The sequence below is a fragment of the Proteus alimentorum genome, assembly GCF_002607735.1.
GTDB classification, from domain to species: domain Bacteria; phylum Pseudomonadota; class Gammaproteobacteria; order Enterobacterales; family Enterobacteriaceae; genus Proteus; species Proteus alimentorum.
The window spans coordinates 213660-240013 of sequence record NZ_NBVR01000018.1 but is presented as its reverse complement, the minus strand read 5'-3'; the positions used below and the strand labels follow the sequence as shown (position 1 = coordinate 240013).

The 26354-nt window shown below is 38.4% G+C and carries 19 protein-coding genes and 1 pseudogene; 5 read left to right on the top strand and 15 right to left on the bottom strand.

Translation table 11 applies throughout. From position 1 onward, the window contains the following. Window positions 1–37 precede the first annotated feature (37 nt). From hypE to exbB, 12 genes are all read right to left on the bottom strand, one after another. A complete protein-coding gene (gene hypE, locus B6258_RS03980) occupies window positions 38–1057 on the bottom strand; it encodes a hydrogenase expression/formation protein HypE (RefSeq protein ID WP_099074174.1) in 1020 nt (339 codons plus the stop codon). Next, window positions 1054–2190: a hydrogenase formation protein HypD gene (hypD, locus tag B6258_RS03975; protein WP_075674243.1), complete on the bottom strand. Its 1137-nt coding sequence runs from the start codon at window positions 2188–2190 to the stop codon at window positions 1054–1056. Before hypD ends, hypE begins: the two co-directional genes overlap by 4 nt. Further along, window positions 2177–2443 (bottom strand): hydrogenase maturation factor HybG, encoded by a 267-nt coding sequence (hybG, locus tag B6258_RS03970; RefSeq protein WP_006535180.1) that lies wholly within the window; start codon window positions 2441–2443, stop codon window positions 2177–2179. Before hybG ends, hypD begins: the two co-directional genes overlap by 14 nt. Next, window positions 2434–3663, bottom strand: a complete 1230-nt coding sequence (gene hypB / locus B6258_RS03965) for a hydrogenase nickel incorporation protein HypB (protein ID WP_099074173.1) — start codon at window positions 3661–3663, stop codon at window positions 2434–2436. The genes hybG and hypB overlap by 10 nt, the downstream gene beginning before the upstream one ends. Window positions 3664–3725: 62 nt before the next feature. Then, entirely contained in the window at window positions 3726–4220 is a 495-nt protein-coding gene (gene hybE / locus B6258_RS03960; protein WP_099074172.1) for a hydrogenase-2 assembly chaperone, read from the bottom strand. Beyond that, window positions 4217–4705, bottom strand: coding sequence for a HyaD/HybD family hydrogenase maturation endopeptidase (locus tag B6258_RS03955; RefSeq protein ID WP_099074171.1), 489 nt, complete (start codon window positions 4703–4705; stop codon window positions 4217–4219). The genes hybE and B6258_RS03955 overlap by 4 nt, the downstream gene beginning before the upstream one ends. Then, the gene (gene hybC, locus B6258_RS03950; protein ID WP_099074170.1) at window positions 4705–6408 is read right to left on the bottom strand and encodes a hydrogenase 2 large subunit; all 1704 of its coding nucleotides are present in this window, start codon (window positions 6406–6408) and stop codon (window positions 4705–4707) included. The genes B6258_RS03955 and hybC overlap by 1 nt, the downstream gene beginning before the upstream one ends. Next, window positions 6405–7586 (bottom strand): Ni/Fe-hydrogenase cytochrome b subunit, encoded by a 1182-nt coding sequence (gene hybB, locus B6258_RS03945; protein ID WP_023580918.1) that lies wholly within the window; start codon window positions 7584–7586, stop codon window positions 6405–6407. Before hybB ends, hybC begins: the two co-directional genes overlap by 4 nt. Then, the gene (hybA, locus tag B6258_RS03940; protein ID WP_036911746.1) at window positions 7573–8586 is read right to left on the bottom strand and encodes a hydrogenase 2 operon protein HybA; all 1014 of its coding nucleotides are present in this window, start codon (window positions 8584–8586) and stop codon (window positions 7573–7575) included. The genes hybB and hybA overlap by 14 nt, the downstream gene beginning before the upstream one ends. Further along, window positions 8583–9707 (bottom strand): hydrogenase 2 small subunit, encoded by a 1125-nt coding sequence (gene hybO / locus B6258_RS03935; protein ID WP_075674248.1) that lies wholly within the window; start codon window positions 9705–9707, stop codon window positions 8583–8585. Before hybO ends, hybA begins: the two co-directional genes overlap by 4 nt. 1886 nt (window positions 9708–11593) lie before the next feature. Further along, window positions 11594–12022 (bottom strand): TonB system transport protein ExbD, encoded by a 429-nt coding sequence (gene exbD, locus B6258_RS03930; protein WP_099074169.1) that lies wholly within the window; start codon window positions 12020–12022, stop codon window positions 11594–11596. Window positions 12023–12028: 6 nt separating this feature from the next. Next, a complete protein-coding gene (gene exbB, locus B6258_RS03925; RefSeq protein ID WP_099074168.1) occupies window positions 12029–13033 on the bottom strand; it encodes a tonB-system energizer ExbB in 1005 nt (334 codons plus the stop codon). Window positions 13034–13362: 329 nt separating this feature from the next. Between exbB and metC the strand changes: the two genes are divergently transcribed. Together metC and B6258_RS03915 are read left to right on the top strand one after the other, a co-directional pair. After that, window positions 13363–14553, top strand: coding sequence for a cystathionine beta-lyase (metC, locus tag B6258_RS03920; RefSeq protein ID WP_099074167.1), 1191 nt, complete (start codon window positions 13363–13365; stop codon window positions 14551–14553). Window positions 14554–14678: 125 nt separating this feature from the next. Continuing rightward, window positions 14679–15347 (top strand): DedA family protein, encoded by a 669-nt coding sequence (locus B6258_RS03915; RefSeq protein WP_099074166.1) that lies wholly within the window; start codon window positions 14679–14681, stop codon window positions 15345–15347. 160 nt (window positions 15348–15507) lie between these two features. On the opposite strand, the gene B6258_RS03910 is transcribed toward B6258_RS03915, so the two are convergent. Continuing rightward, window positions 15508–16290: a class I SAM-dependent methyltransferase gene (locus B6258_RS03910; RefSeq protein ID WP_099074165.1), complete on the bottom strand. Its 783-nt coding sequence runs from the start codon at window positions 16288–16290 to the stop codon at window positions 15508–15510. 178 nt (window positions 16291–16468) lie between these two features. Between B6258_RS03910 and B6258_RS03905 the strand changes: the two genes are divergently transcribed. The 3 genes from B6258_RS03905 (at window position 16469) to B6258_RS03895 (ending at window position 25813) form a co-directional block, all read left to right on the top strand. After that, window positions 16469–17626 carry an iron-containing alcohol dehydrogenase gene (locus B6258_RS03905; RefSeq protein ID WP_099074164.1) on the top strand — a complete coding sequence of 386 codons (1158 nt, stop codon included), beginning with the start codon at window positions 16469–16471 and terminating at the stop codon, window positions 17624–17626. 27 nt (window positions 17627–17653) lie between these two features. Then, complete coding sequence (gene dkgA, locus B6258_RS03900) at window positions 17654–18484, top strand: 2,5-didehydrogluconate reductase DkgA (RefSeq protein WP_099074163.1); 831 nt, start codon at window positions 17654–17656, stop codon at window positions 18482–18484. A gap of 207 nt (window positions 18485–18691) precedes the next feature. Further along, window positions 18692–25813, top strand: coding sequence for an Ig-like domain-containing protein (locus B6258_RS03895; RefSeq protein ID WP_099074162.1), 7122 nt, complete (start codon window positions 18692–18694; stop codon window positions 25811–25813). Between the two features lie 132 nt (window positions 25814–25945). On the opposite strand, the gene B6258_RS18250 is transcribed toward B6258_RS03895, so the two are convergent. Together B6258_RS18250 and B6258_RS18245 are read right to left on the bottom strand one after the other, a co-directional pair. Then, complete coding sequence (locus B6258_RS18250; RefSeq protein WP_164996129.1) at window positions 25946–26143, bottom strand: hypothetical protein; 198 nt, start codon at window positions 26141–26143, stop codon at window positions 25946–25948. Further along, window positions 26134–26245 (bottom strand): annotated as a pseudogene (locus B6258_RS18245) (helix-turn-helix domain-containing protein); the annotation flags it as partial. The gene B6258_RS18250 and the pseudogene B6258_RS18245, both read right to left, overlap by 10 nt. Window positions 26246–26354: the final 109 nt, after the last annotated feature.

Here is a 26354-nt window from a genome sequence, read left to right as displayed (position 1 = left end):
CAGCAATACTTTTCATTTATAAGTGGGAAATAAGTGCTTAGCAAATACGAGGCAGTGGCTCGTTATAAGGTAAGTCAAGAATACGGCTTGTCCCAAAAATTCCCGTTAATCGAATATAATTATCCTCAGTGACTTCACCAATAGTACAAGCATCTTTACCTAAAGTATGTTGATGTAATGCTTCAAGTACTTGGGCTTCCGCTTCTGGTGATACCACTAACACAATTTTTCCTTCGTTAGCAAAATTCAGCGCTTCAAGCCCTAATAATTCACAAACACCACGAACAGATTGTTTCATTGGTAATTTGCTTTCATGCACATTCATGCCACAACCACTGGCTTGAGCGAATTCATGTAAAATTGCGGTCACTCCGCCTCGTGTTGCATCACGTAATGCACGAATACCTTTAATTTGGCGTAAAGGCGCAATCATTGGCTCAAGAACAGCACAGTCGCTTTGTAGATCGGCTTCTAACCCTAAATTCTCACGAAGGTTCAGAATTGTTGCACCATGATCGCCAATCGTGCCACTCACTAAGATCTTATCGCCAGCTTTGATATTGCTTGCAGCCCAATTAATTGCGGTTGGAATAACCCCAATACCTGCCGTATTGATAAAGATCTTATCCGCAGCACCACGAGGAACCACTTTCGTATCCCCCGTAACAATTTGTATTCCTGCTTGCGCAGCGGCTTTTGCCATCGCCATGACAAGGGTTTCGAGGGTTTCAAAGGGAAGCCCTTCTTCAAGAATAAAACCACATGAAAGGTAACGAGGCACCGCACCACCAACAGAAAGATCGTTAGCCGTACCACAAACAGATAATTTACCAATATTTCCGCCAGGGAAAATGATCGGATCGATGACATAGCTGTCTGTACTAAATGCAAGACGATCGCCAAGAGTGGTTAATTCATTTAACGCGATCCGCGCTTGGTCTTCTTTTTCATTTAATAATGGATTATCGAATGCTTTTAAAAATAGTCCTTCGATAAGTTGTTGCATACCTTGCCCACCATTTCCTTGGGCTAAGGTGATTTCATCAGGTTGTTTCATATATTACCTTCACGGCGATACTGATAATAAGCCGCACATGCACCTTCTGATGATACCATCAAGGCACCCAATGCCGTTTCTGGTGTACAACTTTTACCAAAGAGTGGGCAATCGGAAGGTTTGCATCGTCCTGTTAATACATCGCCACAGCGAGATTGTGGATTATCAGCCACTTTCTGCGGTGCAGGAGTAAAACGTAATTCAGCATCAAACTCAGAATAAGCAGGTGTTAATTGAATACCTGACATTGGGATTTCACCCAGTCCACGCCATTCACTGGTTTCTTTTAACATAAACACTTCGCTAAGTGCTTTTTGAGCCAACTTATTACCTTCATTCGGTACAATGCGACTATATTGGTTTTCAATACTTAAAACATAATCTGTATTTTCTGCTTTTGCTTTAAGTTGTTTAATGACCATCAGTATAGCTTGTAATAAGTCTAATGGTTCAAATCCTGTCACCACAAAAGGCTTTTCAAATTCGTCACATAGCGGTTGATATGGCGTACAGCCAATCACCATACTCACATGCCCCGGTGCAATAAAGCCATCAATGCGAACATCATCTTGCTCTAGTAGACAACGTAAAGTAGGCACGATAGTAATATGCTGACAAAACAGAGAAAAGTTTTTAAGACCGCGCAATTTCGCTTGTTGTAGCGTCATTGCCGTACTCGGCATCGTCGTTTCAAAACCTAAACCAAAGAAGACAACTTGTTTATCTGGGTTATCTTGTGCAATTTTGAGTGAATCGAGCGGTGAATAGACAATACGAATGTCACTGCCACGACGGCGCGCATCAAGCATTGAGCCATTACGGCCCGGTACTCGCATTGCATCACCAAAAGTACAGAAAATCACGTCAGGACGAGCGGCGATTTCTAAACAGGCATCAATTCGCCCCATCGGTAATACACAAACAGGACAACCCGGCCCATGAACAAATTCAATTTCTTCTGGTAATAAGCGGTCTAGGCCAAATTTAAAAATGGCATGTGTATGCCCACCACACACTTCCATAATTTGTAATGGACGCTTAATAGGATGAGGCCATTGTGAAATCGTTTCACGGATTTGGGCGAGTAACGCTTTCGCAAGTTCAGGATCGCGAAATTCATCAACGTACTGCATCATCAGCCTCTTCGAGGGTCACACCATAAACATGCTGTAATGCATCAAGGGTATCTTGTGCTTCTTGCTCATCAAGAATACTCATGGCAAATCCCACATGAATAAGTACCCATTTGCCTAATAATTCACTGGGTTCGCCTTCACATACCATCGAAATATTAACAGCACGTTTGACGCCGCTGACTTCGGCATAAGCGAGTTGGTGGACGTCTTCGCCCACCTCAACAATCTTAGCTGGAACACCTAAGCACATAAACGACTCTCCAACCAAGCTAACCACTCTTCCATGCCTTCACCCGTTGTTGCTGATAATGCAATGATTTCGATATTTGGGTTAACACGGCGAGCCGATTCAATACAGGCTTGAACATCGATATTCAGATGTGGCACTAAATCAATTTTGTTGATAATCATTAAATCAGCCGCAGCAAACATATGCGGATATTTCAGTGGCTTATCTTCACCTTCAGTCACGGAAAGAATAGCAACTTTATGTTTTTCACCTAGATCAAAACTGGCAGGACAAACTAAGTTACCCACGTTTTCAATAAAGAGAACGCTGTTATCTTGTAAGCCTAATTGGTGTGTCGCATCATGCACCATTTGTGCATCAAGGTGACAACCTTTACCTGTATTCACTTGGATCGCTGGCACACCGGTTTCACGGATACGATCCGCATCATTAGTGGTTTGCTGATCGCCTTCGATCACAGCACAAGGCACACGTTGCGCTAACTGTTTTAATGTTTGTGTTAATAGTGTCGTTTTACCGGAACCGGGACTTGAAACCAAATTCAAAGCCAACACATTTTGTTGTTCAAAATGCTCACGGTTATGAACAGCAATGCGGTTATTTTTATCCAACACATCCATTTCAATTTTCAACATACGCTTTTGGCTAATACCGGGAGCATGTGTTCCTGCTTCACCTTGGCCATAATGCATATTTTGATTTTCAATCACTGGGCTAAATTGCTCTTCGTGCTCATGTTCGTGACCGTGGTCATGACCATGTGCATGATCGTGGCTGTGTGAATGATGATGCGAATGCTCATGGCTATGATCATGAGCATGGTCGTGACTATGTGAATGATCATGCTCATGATGATCGTCATGTCCATGATGATGTTCATGGAAAACAGGGGCTTCGTTTAGCTGTGCATCGTTATGAAAATGAAGATGAACATCACCACTGTTATGATAATAGTGGTGATGAACGATGATAGGCTGACCATGTGTTTCGTAGTTATGCTTATGCTTTTGTTCAGACTTATCAATGTATTTATGAACAGTATTCGCTGGAGTAGCATTGTGTTCATGATGGTGATCATGCCCATGATGGCTGTGATCATGATGATGACCGTGGTCGTGATGATCATGGTCATGAGAGTGATGATGGTGATGCTCATGTGAATGAGGCTCTACGCCTTCAATTCTGACATTGCCTTCGCCACAACCGCAAGTGCTACACATATTCTGACTCCTGTACTATTCAATAAGAAGAATGTGACTCTGTGTCGCGTAAAATTTCTACACTATGATCTTAACTGACCACGGAAGAGAGAACGACGACTTAAATCAACTTCTGCTACGGATTGTGTCTGAACAGGAAGAGAAAGAGCCATTTTTACACTATTTTCCACCAACTCAACAGCATGTTCCCCTGAAAGGTGTCTATCAAGTGGCGACATCAATGAACAAGCAAGATACTGCATATCACCCGCAAGCTCCCCCACAACGAATTTAATCTGACCACAAGGTAATTCTAATCCAATGCGATCACCTACTTTTCGATGTGGCCATTCTTGTGAAGGTCCAGGAAAGACAACAAGTTCTAACATCCAAGGAGTAAGAACAGCACCAATCCACTGATTTTCAAATAAGGTAAAGCCCCCTGCTTTTACAGGAACGCCTTCGCGATAAAAAGGAAGCCCTTTCATCTCTTTTTCAGCAATTTCACTAAAACGCGCTTCAAGTTGCTCAACAGGCGGTTCATCGTATCCTACGATATCCCAGCTTATTTCACTCATGCTGTTACCTCTTTGGGTGTGACAGAAATACCATATTCACGCAAAATATTGACGACATGTTCTAACGCAATTTCCATTGATTTTTGACCAATGTCAGACAGTGACATGCTTGGCTCTAATGAAGCAGGCTCAATACCCACTAAAATAAGCTTACGTGGAAATTCATCTGTCATACGCAATGCCATAAGCACATCAGATAAGCCTAATTGATGAGGCGAGATCTTCTGTGTAAAAAGTGCAGGAACATCATCATCATGTAACACAAAAATACTGCCCGGTTCATGATTACTTCTTACCGCATCAGCAACAATCAGGAGGTCTCTTGCCGCGATATCTTGCAAGATTTCCATACCTGATGTGCCACCATCAATCACATCGACGTTCTCTGGTAAAGAGAAGCGCTCTTCGAGCGCTTCTACTATACGAACACCAATGCCTTCATCGCTTAGTAATAAATTACCAATACCTAAGACGAGAGTTCGCATTATAATACCTTCACCTTACTTAGTTCTTTACCTGTTAAATCAACCATATGCACAGCACACGCCATACATGGGTCAAAGGAGTGGATCGTTCTTACCACTTCTAATGGTTTTTTCGGATCAGCAACAGGTGTACCAACAAGTGATAACTCATAAGGACCCGGTTCATCATTAAAGTTACGAGGACCCGCATTCCATGTTGATGGAACAACTGCCTGATAGTTAGTGATTTTACCGTCTTTAAACACGATCCAGTGAGATAACATACCGCGAGAAGCTTCTTCAAAACCCACGCCACGGTATTCTTTACCTGGTTCAAACTCTGGTTTAATAAAGGCAGTCGTGTCACCACGACCAATATTGTCAACCAGTGATTGCCATAAGAAGTTCAGAGAATCTTGTAATACGCAAGCATGAACAGTACGTCCAATAATACGTCCCCAAGTTGACTCTAACTGCTCGTTAACCAGTGTTTCACCTGTTAACTTAGTATAGATTTCATTAACTTCGTTATAGTGTTTAACAGTCCCTTCATGCTTACCGGCTAAACCACACACTAACCATGCTAATGTCCCGACTTCGACAGGTTTACCATAGAATGTTGGTGACTTAACCCATGAGTATTTTTCGTTCTCATCCCAACCTGTATATTTAGGACGAGTCAAACCTTCCCATGGTTTTAATGGTTCATCATCTTCATACCATGCGTGTTTACCACTTTCTTCAATACCGTCCTTCAGGTTTTCATCTTTCCAGTCTTTAATTGGACGATACGTTGAGAAATCAACGCCTTCCATATAGCCACCAGACAATAAAAACTCAGTATTGTTACCGTTAATAGGCAATTCAGGTACAGATAAATAGTAGTTCGCACCTTTACCAATTTTTAGCCACTCTGGATAATAAGCAGCGAAAATTGCAGTATCGACTTTATAAACTTGTTCAATAAAATCGCCAAGATTATCGATAAAGTGCTTCACATACATTAAACGTTCTAAGTTAAGAACACTTGGGGCATCAAGGTTAATTGGGTTAGCAACACCACCCACGGCCAAATTTTGAATGTGCGGTGTTTTCCCCCCCAGAACCGCTACGATACGGTTGGCATCACGCTGACACTCAAGGGCTTGCAGATAGTGAGCAACCGCAATCAAGTTAACTTCTGGTGGTAATTTCATGGCTGAGTGACCCCAGTAGCCATTAGCGAAAATACCTAACTGACCGCTGTCCACTAATCCTTGAATTTTCTTCTGAACTTTTCTGAACTCTTCAGCAGAGTTCAATTGCCACTTAGAAACCCCTTTCAGCATTGCTGATGCTTTTTCAGGATCCGCTTGTAATGCAGAAGTAATATCAACCCAATCCATCGCAGAAAGCTGATAGAAGTGAACGATATGGTCATGAAGAATATGAGAAGCCAAAATAATGTTACGGATATACTGCGCATTGACAGGAATATCCATACCTAAAGCATCTTCAACGGCACGTACTGAGGCAATCGCGTGAACTGTCGTACAAACACCACAGATACGTTGCACGATAATCCATGCATCACGAGGATCGCTTCCTTTTAGGATCTCCTCCATTCCGCGCCACATGGTACCGGAAGACCAAGCCTTAACAACTTTTCCGTTATCAATTTCACAATCGACGCGTAAATGCCCTTCAATACGGGTAATAGGATCAATAGTAATGCGTTGGCTCATGATTTAACCTCAGCCTTTTTTAATTGTATATTTGAATCTGTTTGTGCAGGTAAAACCGGCAATAAACGGATAATAAGAATGTAAGCCGTTACTTCAAATGCAACGAAACCAATAGAAATCAGCAATTCGCTTGCTGTTGGGAAATAGTGGTAACCATTGCCTGGATTGTAAGCAACTAAAGAGTAGTTCATACGCCACATTGCTGCGCCAATTAAGATAAATACAGCACAAACAAACAGCATTTTTGGACTACGGCGGTTATTATTTAAATGCATCAAAATAAGAGGAAGTAATAATAATGCACTTTCAGCAATGAATAACCACGAGAACATATCCCCATTTCCGATATAACTCAGTTTACCGTTCCAAATAATTTCACCCCAACGACATACCAAGAATGCGATCAGTAACACTTCGATCACTTTAGTTAACTTAGTAAATAGCGGTGTTTCATCATCATTCATGGTACGGCTTGCTTTTAGCAAAGAGCCTTCAAAAATAACGATAGTGAAACCAAGGAGAAAGGCCGTTAACAGAGAAAATAACGGTAACATCTCATAAGATTGCCACAGTGGATGTACTTTCCAACCTGCTGAAATCATTAATGATCCCATTGAAGATTGGTGCATGGTTGGCAGTAAAGCACCAAGACCAATAATAAAGAACATCGCTTTATTAAGACGTTTCAACGACACTTTCCAACCTAAACGTTCTAATAACGCAGGTAAGAATTCTAATGCCATCACCATAATATAGATGGTCATACAGGTCGCTGTTTCAAACAACACTGAGTTAACGTTAAAGTATTGCGGCATAAAGAAGTGAGGCATGTTCCAATAACGACCAATATCAATAGCGATGGATAAACCACCTAATGAATAGCCGAACAAGCTCGCTAACAATGCAGGACGCACTAATGGGTGAAATTCTCCTTTATTAAAGACATAAACAGCCCATGCTAGTGCCCAACCACCACATGCAAAGCCTGTTCCTATCAATAAGTCAAAAGCAATCCAAATACCCCAAGGATATCCCCCATTCAGATCAGAGACATCGCCCAGACCTAATACCAAACGCTTACCAATAAGAATAAAACCGAGCACAGCAAGCGGTAAAAATACTCTGACTGCGAGAGTAAATAACTTACCGCCAAGTGGACGAGGATCATGACTCGACATCGTTATCCTCCTTGTGGTGTTCCTGCTCTTGTTTTTTACTATTACGGTTAACCAAATAGGTGATCCCTGCAAGGGCTGCTATTGGTAATACCATGCCTTTGTAAAGCGTATGTTGAATATGTTCAGAACGTGCGCCCGTTGATAATGGTGCGACTTCTGGCATGCCTAAATTGTCGAAAGGAACAGCAGAAAGTACCATGACTTGCGTGCCGCCACCTTCAAACTCACCATAGATATGATCTTGATATTCAGGAATTTTATGTAGATAAGTATCGCCACCACTAATGGTTTGACGTGGGTAATGATATTCTTCACCCGCTTTTTTCGCTAAACGACGTTTTGCTTCTTCAAGCAACTCTTCGCGTGTACCGAAAATAACTGCACCAGTAGGACAAACTTCAACACAGCCCGGTAATAAGCCTTTATCTAAGCGCTCAACCCCTTTTTGGTTACAAAGCTCACATTTATAGAGTTTACCAAATGGATCATCATAATCGTATTTTGGAATGTTATAAGGACATCCCACCATACAGTAACGACAACCTGTACAGATATCTGCGTGATAATGGACGATACCGGTTTTTGGATCTTTGGTTAACGCAGAAACAGGACAAACAGAAACGCAGTTTGCATCAACACAATGCATACATTGTTTCTTAATAAAGGCATAACCGTTTTCCAGTTGGTCTTTATTTTCACCAGTACCATCACGCCAAATTTGAATAATGTTATTTGTGTAAGGACTTAATTTGTCATTGTTTGACCAAATCGGATCACCATTCGCGTAAGTATCACCACGCTCCATTGGCTCCGGGTGATTAATTTCCTGACATTTTGTGACACATGCTTGACAGCCTACACACAGTGTAGAGTCGTAGAGCATACCGAGAGACCCAGGAATTGGGGGACGGTTCTGCGCCGCAGCATGACTCGCAGTGGGTGCCATTCCCGCAAGGAGAACCCCACCTGATGCCAGCTTAAAGAAATGACGCCTATTCACCGTTTATCCTCCTGTGAGGCTCCTGTGGCATTCTTGTCACGGCCTAATTGACGCACAGCCATCACACTGACACCCGCAACTGCACCCACGACAGCACCCAGTAAACCAGCAGCACCATAAGAAACACCGCCACCTTCTTTTGCATTAACATCAGGCACTTGTGCTTTTGGTGTTGGCTGATAAACATTCGCTAATTGGAAAATACCTTTAGTAAAGCCGATACCTTCTTCGTTACAACCATAGCAGGGGTGGCCAATACCGACAGGCCAGATCCCACCACCGACATCGCAGAATTCTAATGTTGGGCAGTTACCATAAGTTTCAGGACCTTTACAGCCTAAATGGTATAAACACCAGCCTTGACGATGACCTTCATCACCAAATTCTTTAGCAAAACGACCCGCATCAAAATGAGGGCGACGTTCACAGTTTTCGTGAATTAAACGCTCATAAGCAAAAAGCGGTCTGTTTTTGCTATCTAACTTAGGCAATTTGTTGAAAGTAATAATATGTGCAACAGTTGCTAAGAAATTATGTGGGTTTGGTGGACATCCTGGAATATTGATAACGGTTTTACCCGGTAAAATAGCTTCCAGTGATTTAGCGCCTGTTGGGTTGCCCCCAGTAGCAGGTACCCCCCCCCATGCAGAACATGAACCAATAGCAATAATCGCAGCAGCCCCTTCAGCGGCTTCTTTGATATGCTCAAGAATTGGTTTTCCTGCAACCATACAGTAAACACCGCCGTCTTTGTCTGGGATTGAACCGTCAACAACGAGGACGTACTTACCTTTGTATTTCTCCATCGCATTGTGTTTATTTTCTTCAGCTTGATCACCAAAAGCTGCAGAAAGCACTTCATGATATTCAAGTGCGATAACATCAAGAACGAGGTTTTCCAGAGTCGGGTGAGTTGCTCGTAATAAAGACTCCGTACACCCAGTACATTCCTGAGCACCAATCCAGATAACGGGTGGGCGTTCAGGTGATGCCATTGCTTCTGACATTTCTGCGGCAGCTTTGCCGCTTAATCCCATGGTAGCTGACAACGCAGCACACAATTTCATAAAATCGCGTCGGTTAATACCATGATGGGAAAAAACATTATTCCCCAAGGCCATATATCTCTCCTGATATGATGATTTTTAATTGGAATAATTTTAAAACACCGCCTTTTTAACACTCCGACACAATAATGACTTGATCATTATCAAGCGATAATTCATTAAAAAATAAATTATTCTTTTATGTGAGTAAAAACGTTTCAGCAATATAAGGTTTAATGCTTAATTTTTATATATTTCGTCATTTTAAATTTATTAAAACGCTATTTAATAATGATAAGGTAAATAGAAATAATTATCATTACTTTAAAAACAAGGTGAGAGAACGCATTTAAACCCTTAATAATTAATGAGTTATAAAAAAGACAAAAAATAAACAAATTATAAGACAATATATTTAAAATAATACAAAATTAATAATTCATTATTTCCAATTTCTAATAAAAATTATTAAAAATAAGTTCTAATATATTTTTTAATTATAATGGTGACTCTTTTTTTCATATTATCAACCTTTATATTACATCATAAATAATGTTAAAAATTGCATTTCATAAACAAGAAATGATTACATTAATATATTTAATTTCAGCTTATTTTCATTACCAATTTAATGACTCTTCTTTTGTTATTAATTTTTAATCACCATGATGCTGTTTATTTTATAGTCAAATGCTGGTCTATTTTTCTTATCATTTTTCATATAGTTATAAGCATATTCGTTTTTGGAATAAGAAACTCCCTTAACACAAAATCGCTATAAAATTAAATACATATCGATATAAGACGACGTCAAAAAGATAAGATCATTAATAATTACTAATCAGTACATACTGGCAATAATTTCATTAGGTTATTTTATAACATATCGAATTTATAACGAAATTAGCGTAAATAAAATTTAATGTTAAATCCCTGTTGTTTTTGTGGATAAAAAAAACACAATCTATCGATAAATAATTCCCAAATAGAGCCTATTTCTTTTTTTTGTGAGAATAGATAAAAGAAGTGGTCATAAATCTAAAAAATTGAAAAATGCTTTGTTAACTATTTGTATTTTTTAACCAGGCAAGCTCTAGTTGATAAGGAGCGATAAACTGAGAATAAGCATCAAAATGGCACACACCAAAGCACACATGCTAAAAATCTTAACTTAGAAGCAGCAGTAACGGCAGGTATAACAAGCAAAATAAAAAAGCCATAACACCGAAATGTTATGGCTTCTAAATTTATTAAAATAATAAAATGCTATGTGTAGTTCTCTGCCTTTCACGTTTTATTTTACTCACTGCTTATCAAAGATAAGAAGTGGTTTGAATAAGTAAATAAAATCTACTTACCAGAAATTGGAACGACTGAAAACAACGGTCTACCTGGTGCAATAAAAAATAAGTACCCAAATGCGGATAACTTAGATAATAAATAAATTAGGCGTTATAACACGCTACAAAATATTTCAATTTGTAACGTGAGTGCATTATATCCAATAAGATTTTTTGCGCAAGTTTTTTTACACTTAAATCAAATTCATATAAAGGCATTATAAATCACAAGGTTATAGATAAATTTAACTTTAAAAAGTCGATCTCAACAAATCTAAAAATGAAAAAAAATGAAGAGTTAATGAATATTAATGTTATAGACGTTCAAATAAAGATATCTACTTAGCATTAATTGATTCAGCTCACCATGACTCAATAGACTTAATTAATTATTTATTCGGTAACTTAATCTATCTATTATTAATATTATTTAACACTAAAGTTAAATTTTATTCTAACTCAATTTTATTAATAATATCGATAACGATTAAAATGATAAAAATATAAACTTCATTTCTTCCATACAATAAAAAAGCACTTTATTCATCATTTCACAACGACAAATAAAGTGCTTTTAAAATAGCGTAATAATACTTAGATAAATAGCTTATTTACTAAAATTTAACCACCCGTAGAGACGGTTTCCATTCCCACGAGTCCAACTTTGAGATAACCCGCTTTTCTTAACGAATCCATTGCGGACATTAACGTTTCATAATCAACCGTTTTATCCGCTTGGAAAAAGATTGTTGTCTCTTTGTTGGCTTGTGTCATGGTATCTAACACACTCGCCATCGTTTCATGTGTGACCATCTCTTCACCAATGAAAATTTGTTTATCCGACTTAATCGTCAAATAAACCGGTTTTTCAGGGCGAGGCTGTGGTTTAGCACTTGAAGCGGGTAAATTTACTTTTATATCAACAGTAGCTAAAGGTGCCGCCACCATAAAGATAATGAGTAGAACCAACATGACATCAATAAAAGGCGTCACATTGATATCATGCAATTCATTATCATCACCTGAATCATCACCAAGACGCATTGCCATAATTCATTACCTTGCTTTGCTGTTTTCGATATCTAAATCACGGCTGACTAATGTCACCACACCTGTTGCAATATCACCAATTTCACCACGATAACCCGCGATCATACGAGCAAAAATGTTATAGATAATAACCGCTGGAATTGCCGCAATTAGACCAATCGCGGTTGCTAATAGCGCTTCTGCGATACCCGGTGCAACAACAGCAAGATTGGTCGTTTGAGAATGTGCAATACCAATAAAGCTATTCATGATCCCCCAAACCGTACCGAAAAGGCCGATAAAAGGAGAAATTGCACCAATTGTGGCTAAGTAACCATTACCACGACCTAATTCACGGATAATTGCGGCAACGCGACGTTCCATTCGCATTTCAATACGCTCTTTAATGCCTGATGCTACTTTACTTTCTTGAGAGTAAGTACGCTCTAATTCTGCATCATTAAAGAAGTCAGCAGTTGCGCTCTTATTGCCAAATTTTTTGCTAATCGCTAATGCATCGTTGAGTGATTTAGCTTCAACTAACTGAGCGGTTTCATTTCTTAAACGACGTCGCAGAGCTAATAAGTAACTTCCTTTCGCAAAAAATAGTGCCCACGTCACAATAGAAGCTAGCAGTAAGCCTATCATTACGCTTTTAACAACTAAATCGGCATTACGGTACATGCCCATTACTGATAAATCTTCAGCGAATCCACCACCAGCAACCATTTCAGGTTGTACTTCTGATGGTGTGTTTTCTGTCACTGAAGGGACATTTTCTGAATTTTCAGCCGTTGTGATAGGTGTATTTTCACCTTCAGGCTTAGTGGTTTCAGTACCAACTGCTTTCACTTCATTACCCGTTGCAGAGGTCGTAGTCGCAGTTGTCGGTGTAGCAGTTCCCGGTGTAGAAGCTGTTGAAGAAACGGCAGCAGTAGTTGGCTGTTCAGTTGGTGTGGCAGGAGTTGTATCCGCAAAAGCAGAGCCTGTCAGACCGATTGCCAATAGAATAGAAGCTGTCAAATTACGCATCAGTTGGCCTTTTACTCTCTTTTTTATCTATTTATTTATTCAGCAATGACATCTTTACGTCACTACTTACCCAAAATCGTTCGCTTACCATCATCCTGTTTGCCATCAGGAAAGAGAAAACGCTCAAATGATATCAAACATGAAGCATTTTGATAGTAATTATCATTACTATTTGGCTATTTTTTTTTCATTTGTCCATTTTTAAGACAAATTATCGTTCTTTCATGTAACGTGAAATTTTATCAACTACCCTGCAAGCCTTTTGTACTTATCCAAAAAATGAATTAACTTGAGGTAAACACACCATCAATTAAAAGAAGGTATTAAGGATGACGCTAAAAAAACAAGAAACCGCACTCCTCCTTTCTGGTCGAGCTAAAAAATATTCTCAAGGCGCAGTAAACCCTATTATACAACGGACATCATCTGTTATTTTTGATTCCGTTGCACAAAAACGTGAAGCAACGAAAAAACGGGCAGAAGGTACACTTTTTTATGGTCGTCGAGGTACAACCACGCATTTTGCCTTACAAGAAGCCTTAACTGAATTAGAACAAGGCGCAGGCTGCGCACTATTCCCTTCAGGTGCGGCGGCTATTACGCAATCTATACTCGCATTTATTGAGCAAGGTGCTCATATTCTTGTTACAGGCTCAGCCTACGATCCAACTCAAAATTTTTGTGATCAGATCTTACGTAAATTCTCAGTCACAACGACTTATTTTGATCCTTTAATCGGCAAAGAGATCAACCAATTACTACGTCCTGAAACAAAAATTGTTTTTCTTGAATCGCCAGGATCAATCACGATGGAAATTCAAGATCTGCAAGGGATAGTCAATTCCGTTCGCCAATATAACCCTGAAATCATTATTATGATTGATAACACTTGGGCGGCAGGATTACTGCTTAAACCACTGACATTGGGTGTCGATATTTCAATCCAATCTGCCACAAAATATATTAATGGTCACTCTGATGGCATGTTAGGTTTTGCTGTGGCTAATGAACGTTGTTGGGATCAGTTACGAGAAAATACCTATTTATTAGGCCAATGTGTTGATCCTGATACTGCTTATATAACAGCAAGAGGATTAAGAACATTACCTGTCAGAATGAAACAACACGAACAAAGTGCATTAGAAGTCGCTCGCTGGTTAAAACAGCATCCTTTAGTTGAACATGTTTTCCACCCTGCATTAGCTTCTTGTCTTGGGCATGAATATTTTCAACGCGATTTTTCAGGTAGCAACGGATTATTCTCTTTTAGTTTAAAGAAAATCTTAACACCTGAAGAATTTGCACATTTCTTAGATAACTTTTCATTATTTAAGATGGCGTTTTCATGGGGAGGATTTGAATCTTTAATTTTAGGTTATCAACCCAATGATATTAAAGCGATGCGCCAATATGAAACTCAGCCGATATTTACAGGAACACTATTTCGCATTCATGTTGGATTAGAAAATGTAGATGACCTTATTGAAGATCTCGAGCAGGCCTTTTTACGTATTCCTTAATAAAGAATGAATTTTTTATTAAAAAAAATCTATCCCTGTGGTTCCACAGGGATTAAATCAAACTGTTCTCTTTATTTTGCGTTAGAATAGCGAATATAAAGTCCTTTTTTAATGCGAGTTCGCTAATGGGTACATTAAAAGAGATAATTCACGCACTAATGCAACACGATTATATGGTGTTAGCTAATCCAAATGTGCTGTGGGTTATCTATATTGTTCTTTTTGTTATTATTATGCTGGAAAACGGGGTATTACCCGCCGCATTTTTACCAGGAGATACACTGCTTATTCTTTGCGGTGCCTTAATTGCAAAAGGTGTTTTACACTTTTTCCCGACGATCATTGTATTAGGCGCTGCCGCGAGTATTGGGAGTTGGCTCGGATTTTTGCAGGGCCGCTGGCTAAGTGATACAAAAGTGGTTAAACGTTGGATGGCTCAATTACCAGAGCAATATCATCATAAGGCAAATGATCTCTTCCATCGCCAAGGTTTATATGCGCTATTACTGGGTCGTTTTATTGGGTTTGTGCGTACATTATTACCGACCTTGGCAGGTTTATCTGAATTAAAACAACGTCGCTTTCAAATATTTAACTGGTTAAGTGGCTTCTTGTGGGTAGGTATTATTGTTTCTTTAGGCTATGTGCTAAACCTTATTCCATTTGTACAAAAACATGAAACACTTGTCATGAATATCTTGATGACATTACCGGTATTGCTCTTAAGCGCGGGCTTAATTGGCTCGATTGTGATGTATATTCGTCATCGTAAAAATAATACCAGTAACAAGTAACCAAAAAAACGCCATTATTTTAATCATCATAATGGCGTTTTTTAATCCTCTAATACTCCAAAAGTTCAGTTGTTCATTGTCTTATCTCCACACCGATTCATATCTAACTAAAGATCCATTTATATTCATCACAATCATATTCTTCCTACTCTCTTTTTCTTTAAAGCTTGATGGCTTTTGAAGCAAGAAACGTTGGAATATAACTATCAACAAGAAAACGAGCATGAGGAGCAAAATCTTCAACAAAATCTTGCAATAAAAAACCCGCCGTTAACTGTCCACCAATAAGATCAGTCAAAGAGTGACCAAAGACTAATCCATCACCTCTTGCAACTTTTTCTTGCAGAATATCTGAAGGTAATGAACGTTGATCGCTATAAGGCAAGCGATAAGTTGGTCTCATTAATCCCTGTGAACGCAATTGCGGATCTCTATCATCAACAAATACAACAGGATTATAAAAGCTCGCCATTAGCACACCACCTTTTTTCAAAACACGGTAGCACTCTTGCCAAACAGGATTTACATTCGATACATATAAGTTTGAAATTGGGTGAAAAATAATGTCAAAACTCTCATCAGCAAATACGGTTAAATCAGCCATATCACCTTGTGCGGTTACCAAATCTAACTGATGTTTTTGTGCCAATTGGCTATCTTTATCCAATTGACCTTCTGATAAATCAAACACCGTCACAATCCCCCCCGCAGCCGCCAAAATCGGTGCTTGTTGCCCACCAGCAGACGCTAAACAGAGTATTTTTTTACCTTTAATATCCGCTAACCATTCGCTCTTAACGGGGCTAGGTGTTAAATGTACTTTCCAATCACCTTGCTTTGCAGCGATAATTTCTTCGTCGCTCACAGGCTTAGACCACTGATTTTCCATCGCGGCTTGCTTATCCCAATGCGCTTGGTTTAATGTTAAATAATGATTTTCCATATCACTCCTTATAAATTGTCTACAATATGTCTTGTTGTGGTAATGAAAAAAACATTCTGCTCTCATTTCTACAACCTTACAGTTATAGTGACGTCAGACTATCTAATCTAGATACAGTGGAAAACTTTTCCCTGATTAATTGTCATACTTCAGAACATCGAATTAAGGTGGAAACAAAATGCAAAACTTTACTTATTATTCGCCAACTCGCCTTCATTTTGGTCAAGGTCAAATAGATAAACTTCGTTCTGAAATTGGAAAAAATGAAAGAATTCTACTTACTTACGGTGGCGGTAGTATTAAGCGTAATGGCGTATTAGACCAGATTTATACCGCACTTCCAGGTTATCAAATTCATGAATTTAGTGGCATTGAACCTAATCCATCTTATGAAACACTCATGAAAGCCGTTTCTTATGCAAGATATCACGGTATCACACATTTATTAGCCGTTGGCGGTGGTTCCGTTATTGATGGCACAAAATTTATTGCAGCCGCTATACCCTATAAAGGTGAACCTTGGGAAATCGTAACAAGTCACGGTAAAGTAGTCGAAAAAGCGATACCTTTAAGCTGTGTATTAACACTTCCAGCAACGGGAACAGAAACAAACAGTTTTTCTGTTATCAGCAGAAAACAGACCATGGATAAGCAAAGCTTTGCCAGCCCTCATGTTTATCCTCATTGCGCTATTTTAGATCCAACAACGACCTATTCTTTACCACCAAGACAAACAGCCAACGGTGTTGTTGATGCTTTTATCCATATATTAGAGCAATATCTCACTTATCCAGTGAATGCTCGTGTACAAGATGAGTATGCAGAAGGCCTTTTACGTATTTTGATTGATCAAGGACCAAAAGCGCTGACATCACCTACAGACTATGATATCCGTGCTAATATAATGTGGACAGCATCACAAGCGCTCAATGGTATCCTTGGTGTTGGTGTTCCTCAAGATTGGGCTACACATGCATTAGGTCACGAACTCACGGCTTTACACGGACTTGATCATGCGCAAACCCTCGCCATCGTATTGCCTGCATTATTAAATGAAAAACGTCAGGCTAAGTACGGCAAGTTAATTCAATATGCACAAAAAGTTTGGGGTATAAACCAAGGTTCTGACGCTTTTAAAATTGAAACGGCGATTAATGAAACTCGAAAATTCTTTGAATTAATGGGACTTAGAACTCGACTGACTGATTTCAAAATCAGTGAAGAAGATATTCCTGCATTAGTGCGAAAGTTGGAAGAGCATGGACAAATTGCACTGGGTGAGCATCAAGATATCACATTAGAAGTCAGTCAACGTATTTATACAGCGGCACTCTAAGAACTTTATGCGACTCTGGAGATAGAAATGGATAAACCTAAACTGATCAAATTATCTGATGGAAATACCATCCCACAACTTGGTCTTGGTGTTTGGCAAGCAGATAATCATCAAGTTGTTAACGCTATTCATCACGCACTTGATACTGGCTATCGCCTTTTTGATACGGCCGCGATTTATCACAATGAAGAAGGTGTGGGTAAAGCGTTAAAACAGATCACGGTTCCTCGTGATGAACTTTTTATCACAACAAAATTATGGAATAACGATCAAACTCACGCCCGTGGTGCCGTATTAGAAAGTCTCCAGCGTTTGCAACTTGATTATATTGATCTCTATTTAATGCATTGGCCTGTACCTTCACGAGAGCTTTATGTTGAAGCTTGGAAGCAAATGATTATTTTGCAAAAAGAAGGGTTAGTAAAAAGCATCGGTGTCTGTAATTTTAAAGAAGAACATTTGGAACGCATTATTACTGAAACAGGTGTAGCTCCTGTTATTAATCAGATTGAAATTCACCCGTTAATGCAACAAGCACCGTTAAGAGCATGGAACACAACACATAATATTGTGACCGAATCTTGGAGCCCATTAGCACAAGGTGGTGAAGGTGTCTTTGATCAGCCTATTATTCAAAAACTGGCTGAAAAATATCATAAAACCCCAGCACAAATTGTTTTACGCTGGCATTTAGATAGTGGACTTGTTGTTATTCCAAAATCAGTTACACCTTCTCGTATTGAAGAGAACTTCCATATTTTTGATTTTAAATTAGAAAAAGAAGAATTGGCTGAAATTATCCGTCTTGAACAGAAAAAACGTTTAGGCCCTGATCCTGATATTTTTGTCGATATCTAATTTCTTCCTATTTATCCTAAGAGCCAATATACATAAATATATTGGCTTTTTTATTTATAAAAATAACACTTAAAATCATTTTATTTTATAAAATGGTAGGTCATTTTTTCAATCACCTTACATTAATATATTTATGTTCTCTTTTTGATATCGAAAACTCATATAAATACGAAAATCTTATGATTATTTGTTACGGTGAGTTTAATAATGACAAAATTTAAAAGTGGACTAACACCTCAACTCTCTTCTATTACAAAGAAAGTTGCATGGTTTAATATCTTTATTCAACTGGCTTTTCCTATCTCAGCAACCCTTCCAGCCAATGTATTTGCTAATGGAAATAACCAAGAAAAACAAACCATTAATTTATTAAAAAAACAGAAAAGCTATCAAGTTAAAATAGGTGATACTCCTGACTCTATCGCTAAACAATTTAATATAAAATTATTTAAACTTATTGAAGCTAATCCCGATCATGTCTCTTTAGTTGGTAAATTAAAAATAAAGGCGGGCATGACACTTAATATACCCGATGAGACTTTATTGACAAAAAAATGGTTAAATAATAACAATCAAGATATTCCGCTCCCTTCAACTAACGAGCAAGAACTGGCTCAAATTATTATCGATAATTCATCTTTATTAAATAAAGATACTGATGCAACGCAATACGCAATACGCCAAATTTCAAGCAAAGCCAATCAACAAATAGAACAATGGTTAAATCAGTTTGGTCATGCTCGAGTCTCACTTTCAACAGATAAAAAATTCACTTTGGAAGGAAGCTCTGCAGATCTTCTTATTCCTCTCTATGATAGCGAAAAGAACTTGTTTTTTTCTCAAACCAGTTATCACCGTAAAGATTCTCGCAGCCAATTAAACCAAGGCATTGGTTACCGACATTTTGCTGATAAGTTTATGGTGGGTCTTAATGCATTTTATGACTACGATTTAAGTCGATACCACAGTCGTTTTGGTGTGGGTGCTGAAATATGGCGAGACTATTTTAAGTTAAGTGCAAATCACTATCACCGTCTATCTAACTGGCGAACCTCTGATGATGTTATCGATTATAACGAACGTCCTGCTAATGGTTGGGATATTCGTACAGAAGGCTACCTGCCAGCTTATCCACAATTAGGTGCAAAACTTATTTTTGAACAATATTACGGCAAAGAAGTTGGCTTATTTGGCAAAGATCATCGCCAAGAAAATCCTCACGCTTATACAACTGGACTCACTTATACGCCAGTACCTTTAATTACCTTCGGCGCTGAACGTCGCTTTGGTTTAAATGATAATAGTGATAATAAATTTGATATGAATATTCAATATCGAATTGGAGAATCGCTCTCTTCACAACTTAATCCCGATAATGTTCGAGCAACACGCTTAATGTCTGGAAATCGCTATGATTTTGTAAATAGAAACAACGATATTGTTCTTGAGTATAAAAAGAAAACCTTAGTATTTCTTTCTATTACGCCGACAATTAATGGCTACGCAAAAGAAGAAAAAGATTTAGGTGTGCAAGTTCACTCTAAATATCCCGTTAAACAAATTGAATGGTCTGCGAGTCGCTTAATCGCCAATGGCGGTAAGATTAATCATAATAATAATCTTAGTTACTCAATCATTCTTCCTCGTCATATTACTGGTTCATCTGAAAAAAACAGCTACACAATAAGCGCCGTTGCTATTGACGAACAAGGTAATCGTTCTGAGCCAGTACAGAGTAAAGTCACTGTTGATCAATCCGCGATTAATACGCAAAATAGCCAATTTACGCCGAAAGTAGCACAACTACCTGCCGACAATCATTCTGCACAAAATCTGACATTATCAATCCTTGATAATGATAAGCTGCCCATTGATATCAATTTAAAAGAACTTTCATTAAATATTCAGTCTGATGATCCAGTCGGCAATAGCCGAGTTTCACAATTCAGTAGAATTGATGAGGGGAAATATCAAGTCACCATCACAGCAGGAAGTACGCCTGAAATTGTGACATTAACGCCAAAATTTAGAGATAACACGTTTAATCAGGCACAAGTAACTTTTGTTGCTGATACACATTCCGCCATTATTGCTAAAGGTGGATTAACCGTGATTAAAAACCACGCACCTGCTGATGGTAAAAGCCAAAATAAAATTCAAGTTATCGTAACTGACATTAATGCCAATAGAATTCCTAACTATCCTGTCTCTTTTACTGCGGATAATGGTGCAACGATTATTGGGCAAGCAAATACAGATGCTGAAGGTAAAATCATTGTTCCAATCACCAATACACATATTGGTAAAAGCATCATTAATGTGAGTGTTAAAAATATTACCTATTCGACTCGTGTTGATTTTATTGCCGATATTAACTCAGCAAAAATAAATACTTTCACTATTAATCCTAATAGTTCATTTGCCAATGGAACGGATGAAAAATTAATTTCTTTCAATATCATTGATAAAAACAATAATCCAGTTCCCAATACCAAAATTCAATTATCTGCAGATAATCAAGCGCTACTTAAAGAAACAGAATTATTAACGGATAATCAAGGTAATGCATCAACAACCATGACCAGCAATATATCAGGTACTGTAACAGTTGCTGCGCTGGTTAATAAGGTAACCACGAAAAAAACAACGCAATTTATTGCTGATTTATCGAATGGTAAGATCATTTCAGTAACACCATCGGCACCACCTTATATTGCTGATGGCAAAACAACAGTAACGTTTACCGCCGTCGTTGAAGATAAAAATCACAACATCTTACCGAATGCGAAGGTCATTTGGTCTACGAATCGTGACCAACAGATTGTTTCTATTCATGAAGTTTCAACCACAAATAACCAAGGTATTGCTCAAACGACGCTGACCAGTACTCAAGCCTTTGATGTTATTGTCACAGCCAGTATCAGTAATGAATCACTCGATGCATTACCTATTACTTTTATTGCGAATAACCAACAAGGTTTAATTACCTTAACCACCAATAAAACCGAACTGATCGCGGACAATAAAGAACAAGCGATACTCACCGCCGTGGTAAAAGATAAATTTGGTAATAAATTACCTAATGTTACTGTTGAGTGGCAATCTAGTGCCTCAACCACACTCGATAAACAAAAGAGTGTGACCGATAATCAAGGGCAAACAACCAATCAAATTAGAACCAAAAAGGCAGGTACGACAGAGGTTATTGCCACGCTGTCAAATAAAGAAAAAGCGCAAGTCACACTCACCGCTATTGCCGATCCAAATAGTGCCAATATTGTCTTAACGACTGTCAATAATAAAACAGAAGCGATTGCAGATAATAACGACACAATTATCTTGGTGGCTCATGTCACAGATGCCGAAAATAATCCATTAATCAAACAATCTGTATTTTGGTATTCAACCCATAATAGGTTAAGTACCAATATGGTGAAAACGGATGACAACGGTGATGCCAAAATTGAGATAAAAGGTACTGAGGCCTTATCAACTACCGTCACAGCAACATTGGAAAATAACCAAAATGCCACACAAGACCTTCGCTTTATTGCTGGTCAAGCCAATGCATCACAAAGTTCATTTTCGATTGAACCACAATCTATTATTGCCAATGGTCAATCACTTTCCACCGGCGCAATAACCTTAAAGGATAAATTTGGTAACCCTGTTCCTAAACAAGAAAAATTTATTACGTTCTCGGGTGATAACGGCACCCTTAAATTCAGTGCCATTAAAGAAATTAATGCGGGTGTTTATCAAACTACTATCAGCGGTAAACAAGAAGGTATTAGTCTTATTAGTGCCCATTATACTAATGCAAGTAATACCTTTAATTTAACTCAACCTCTTGGTTTTATCGCTGATAAGCAAAATGCCATGATTAATGCGGTTAATGTTATTGCGCCCTTTGAGGTCACAGCAAATGGTACAGATCATGTTGTGATACGCGCAAAAATCGTTGATAAACAAGGTAACCCGAGTATGGAAGGCATTGCTGTGGGTTGGTTAACCTCTTTAGGCAAGCTTTCATTACCTATCAGTAAAACGGATAAAAATGGGGTTGCAGAAATTACCCTAAGTAGTACGCAAGCAGGTATCGCACAAGTGACCGCCATGCTAGATAGCCAACAAACACTTGATGCAGACCATCTGATTCAGTTTAATACTGATGAAATTTCGGCTGATAAATCTCAATTATCACTTACCCCTGACACTCTTATTTCTGAAACGGATCGATCTCAAATCACGTTAACGTTAAAAGATAAATACGATAATTTACTAACAGGATTAAAGAGCAAAATCAGCGTTAACTACAGTACGGATTTAACTGCAACCACAACGGCATTTAATGAAATCTCAACTGGGGTTTATCAAGCTCAAGTTAGTGCATTAAAAGCAGGTAAAACAACAATCAGCGCAAAAGTAGATTCAGTAACACTCACACAAACCGCGCTATTAACAGTTCTACCTAACAGTCAAACAGCCAAAGCTGATAAATTTGAGATAAGTAACACACAACCTCATGCAGGCGATACCATCACTTATCATGCTTATATTAGTGATAAAAATAATAATCCTGTTAATAGTGGCGTAAGTGTGACATGGACAACCGATAAAGATAGCTTACTGGCTAAACCGCTGACATTTACAGACAGTAAAGGTATTGCTGACGTTGAATTAACACGTAATCCTGCAGGTATTGCTAAAGTTAATGCCGTATTAATTTCAGGAAGTTATCCTGCTCCCGATGTTAATTTTGTGGCAGATGATGTTGATGAAAACAGTTCAGAAATCAACTTAATACCCGCAACAATCATCGCCAATGGCACAGATAAAGCATTACTCACGTTAACGATTAAAGATAAAGGCGGTAATATTCTGCCAGATCAGCAAGTTGAAGGTATTTCTAATACCCCAACGATTCAGTTTAGCCCTGCCAAACAAGTCTCTCCGGGTCATTATGAGATTGAAGTAACGGGGACTAAATCAGGTACGGCACAATTAAGTGTTAAAGTTAATAGTATTGATTTCAAAAAACAAAAAACCTTACAACTTCATGCGGATGCAACAACTTGGCAAGTAAAATCTGTCGATGTCGATAAAACAACCATGATTGCTGGCGATAAAGGCGTCAATTATCAAGCAATCATTGTGGATGCTAATGACAATATATTACCTAACGTTATTGTGTCATGGAAGTTACAAGGTTTAGCTGATGATTATGACTTTAGTACTTATACAGATGTTAACGGTATTGCAAGAACCAAAGTCACCAGTCATGTTGCGGGCATATTGAAGATGAGTGCTTATCTTGATTTAAATAATCATAAGCCGATTCAAGATGTCACTGTCAATCCAGCAGATATTGATGTGGATAAATCAACCTTTAGTACTAATCGCCAATCTATCGGTGGTGATGATAAAGATAGTGCCCTACTCACTGTAAATTTAATGGATAAATACAGTAATGCTATTAATGGTAAAACAGTTTCGATTAATACAACCAGTGGCAAACCTCATTTTAGTAATAATCCACTAAATTTATTAGGAAATGGTAGATATCAAACCAATGTTACTTCAAATGTCAAAACAGATATTACCTTAACGGCAGAAGCGGACGGATTAACCATTGCAAAACCATTAACTATCAAAGTCACAATCCCGAAACCAGATATTATTTTTGACAAACAAATCCAGCAAGAAATCTACGCCTCAGCACCTATCAATGCATTAGGTTACACTGGATTACCTAATAATATTAACGTGATGTGGTCTAGTTCCGATCCTGCTATTGCCTCTATTGACACGAGTAGTGGCAAAATTTCAATGAAAAAAGCAGGCACTACCATTATCACATTACAAACATCAGGTAATGATCAATATCAACCAGCTCAAAGTAGTTATCCTTTAGTTATTGAAAAAGCGGCGCCTCTTTTACAATTAGCGTCATCGGGTACCATTAAATCCGTATGGAATGACGGAGTAACGCATAACGTTAACGCCACTTTTAGCAATACAGACGTAAAAAATATTCCTTTGCATTATGTCAGTGATGATCAACGTATAGCTATTGTTGATACGTTAGGAACAATTACCGAAGTGAAGCCAGGCAAAACGAAAATACGCATCAAAAGTGATGCGACTGATCAATTTCTAGCAGATGCTGTAACAGTGGATTACGAGCAAGATAAAGGAACACTCCAAATCACTTTTGCAAAAAGTAGCATCATTTTATCTGAAACAGATACTAATATTGATGTGCAACAGCCTACCATCCCATTACCTAAAGAAGCTCAAGGTATCTGGTCAGCAAAAGATCCTAATATTGTAGCAATAAGAGAAAATGGCACTATTGTTAAAGTGACTCCGGGTAAAACAGATATTATTTTAACTTCAAAAGAAAATGACTACTTTTATCAATCTAAAGGTTCTTATTCTGTAGATATCAGGAAAGTACCTAATATCTCGATTAATTCTGTTACACGAAGAATTGATAATAATAAAAATGAACAAACCAAACCGAACACAAATACTTCAATAAGTTGGACCCCTGTTTATGAAAATGACTCATTAACTTTTTCTTGGACCCCACCTAATACATCAGTAAGTAGTTATGCGGTTAATCTTGAACTCTGGGATGGTAATCAAAAAACTAGCCAAATATTTGGCTATGACCAATCTCAACTTCTTAGTGGTGGCCCATTTACAACCACTTTTAAGATTGATAAGCGTTTATTTAAGAGTACTCAGCTTAAAATAAAAGTTATTGTATTTGATCTTTTCGATCATGATCCGGCGACAAATACTGGTAGACAATATGCCGTTTATTACCCATTAGATATAAAACCGATTAATCCTCAGTATATGGATTTAGAGTTAAATGGTTCCATTTCATTTATTACCACTCGTGATGCCAGTATACCAAGAACATCATGTAGGTTAACTCAACTCGATGATACGACGCATGTAATAGCAAGACCGATGTTTACATTAGGTAATAACTCAAATGAGTTCCTTGAACCCGTAATAATCTCACACGATCTCGTTGATATACAAGGAGATTCATCGCGGGACTCAGTAAGTTATAATGATGAAAATACCTATACTTCACAAGTAACTAACCAGCGTTTTCCGTCCAATGGCCCCTCTATGGCAATGAAAGAAGATTGTTGGGCCTCAGGTAGCACCGGTGCACATCATGGTAATGCAACATTAATTACCAATGTTACTATCGCAGGTGTAAAATACCAATTTAAACAAAATGTTAATTGGGATGGTGATGGTAGTGCGTCACAAAACAATATCACGAAAGTTAGCCAGCTTTAGTTAAAATCATTAGATTAATCATAAAGAGCCCATCAGGGCTCTTTATTAATTTAAAGCTGTTTTTGTGACAGCTCCCCGGCCTATCTGGCGAGGCTTCCCACGACCTAGGCCGCAACCATCTTTGTGACGGATTTACGTAGGCCTCCATGGGCGGAAACGACGAGTCCCGCCGCCTGTAATTCCAGTATGCCCTTGCGTCCGATTTGATGGCAAAATATGCCAGCCCCATATCCAGACCAATAACGTTTGATACCCGTGTTGGCTTTGTTGGTGCTTCAATTCCATCATCACAGAGTAACGATGTGCAGCATTTCCCAGCTTCCGTGCCACTGGTAAGCCTGTTTTTTTAATGTGAAGCGCTTTGTTGTACGCAAAACGCACAGCACCGAACTGGGCATTGAGAAACTTCGCCTGTTCTGGTGTCGGGTAAATAGCTTGAACGACTGTGTTTCCATTACTAATGTTAAGTGAACATAATCGTTCGCCTACAATTATTGTAAAACAGAGAACAGTCACACTGATAACCTTAATGCCGAATAAG

Coding starts and splice junctions, on each gene's coding strand:
- hypE (WP_099074174.1), bottom strand. CDS start 1,057: ATGAAACAACCTGATGAAATCACCTTAGCCCAAGGAAATGGTGGGCAA.
- hypD (WP_075674243.1), bottom strand. CDS start 2,190: ATGCAGTACGTTGATGAATTTCGCGATCCTGAACTTGCGAAAGCGTTA.
- hybG (WP_006535180.1), bottom strand. CDS start 2,443: ATGTGCTTAGGTGTTCCAGCTAAGATTGTTGAGGTGGGCGAAGACGTC.
- hypB (WP_099074173.1), bottom strand. CDS start 3,663: ATGTGTAGCACTTGCGGTTGTGGCGAAGGCAATGTCAGAATTGAAGGC.
- hybE (WP_099074172.1), bottom strand. CDS start 4,220: ATGAGTGAAATAAGCTGGGATATCGTAGGATACGATGAACCGCCTGTT.
- B6258_RS03955 (WP_099074171.1), bottom strand. CDS start 4,705: ATGCGAACTCTCGTCTTAGGTATTGGTAATTTATTACTAAGCGATGAA.
- hybC (WP_099074170.1), bottom strand. CDS start 6,408: ATGAGCCAACGCATTACTATTGATCCTATTACCCGTATTGAAGGGCAT.
- hybB (WP_023580918.1), bottom strand. CDS start 7,586: ATGTCGAGTCATGATCCTCGTCCACTTGGCGGTAAGTTATTTACTCTC.
- hybO (WP_075674248.1), bottom strand. CDS start 9,707: ATGGCCTTGGGGAATAATGTTTTTTCCCATCATGGTATTAACCGACGC.
- exbD (WP_099074169.1), bottom strand. CDS start 12,022: ATGGCAATGCGTCTTGGTGATGATTCAGGTGATGATAATGAATTGCAT.
- exbB (WP_099074168.1), bottom strand. CDS start 13,033: ATGCGTAATTTGACAGCTTCTATTCTATTGGCAATCGGTCTGACAGGC.
- metC (WP_099074167.1), top strand. CDS start 13,363: ATGACGCTAAAAAAACAAGAAACCGCACTCCTCCTTTCTGGTCGAGCT.
- B6258_RS03915 (WP_099074166.1), top strand. CDS start 14,679: ATGGGTACATTAAAAGAGATAATTCACGCACTAATGCAACACGATTAT.
- B6258_RS03910 (WP_099074165.1), bottom strand. CDS start 16,290: ATGGAAAATCATTATTTAACATTAAACCAAGCGCATTGGGATAAGCAA.
- B6258_RS03905 (WP_099074164.1), top strand. CDS start 16,469: ATGCAAAACTTTACTTATTATTCGCCAACTCGCCTTCATTTTGGTCAA.
- dkgA (WP_099074163.1), top strand. CDS start 17,654: ATGGATAAACCTAAACTGATCAAATTATCTGATGGAAATACCATCCCA.
- B6258_RS03895 (WP_099074162.1), top strand. CDS start 18,692: ATGACAAAATTTAAAAGTGGACTAACACCTCAACTCTCTTCTATTACA.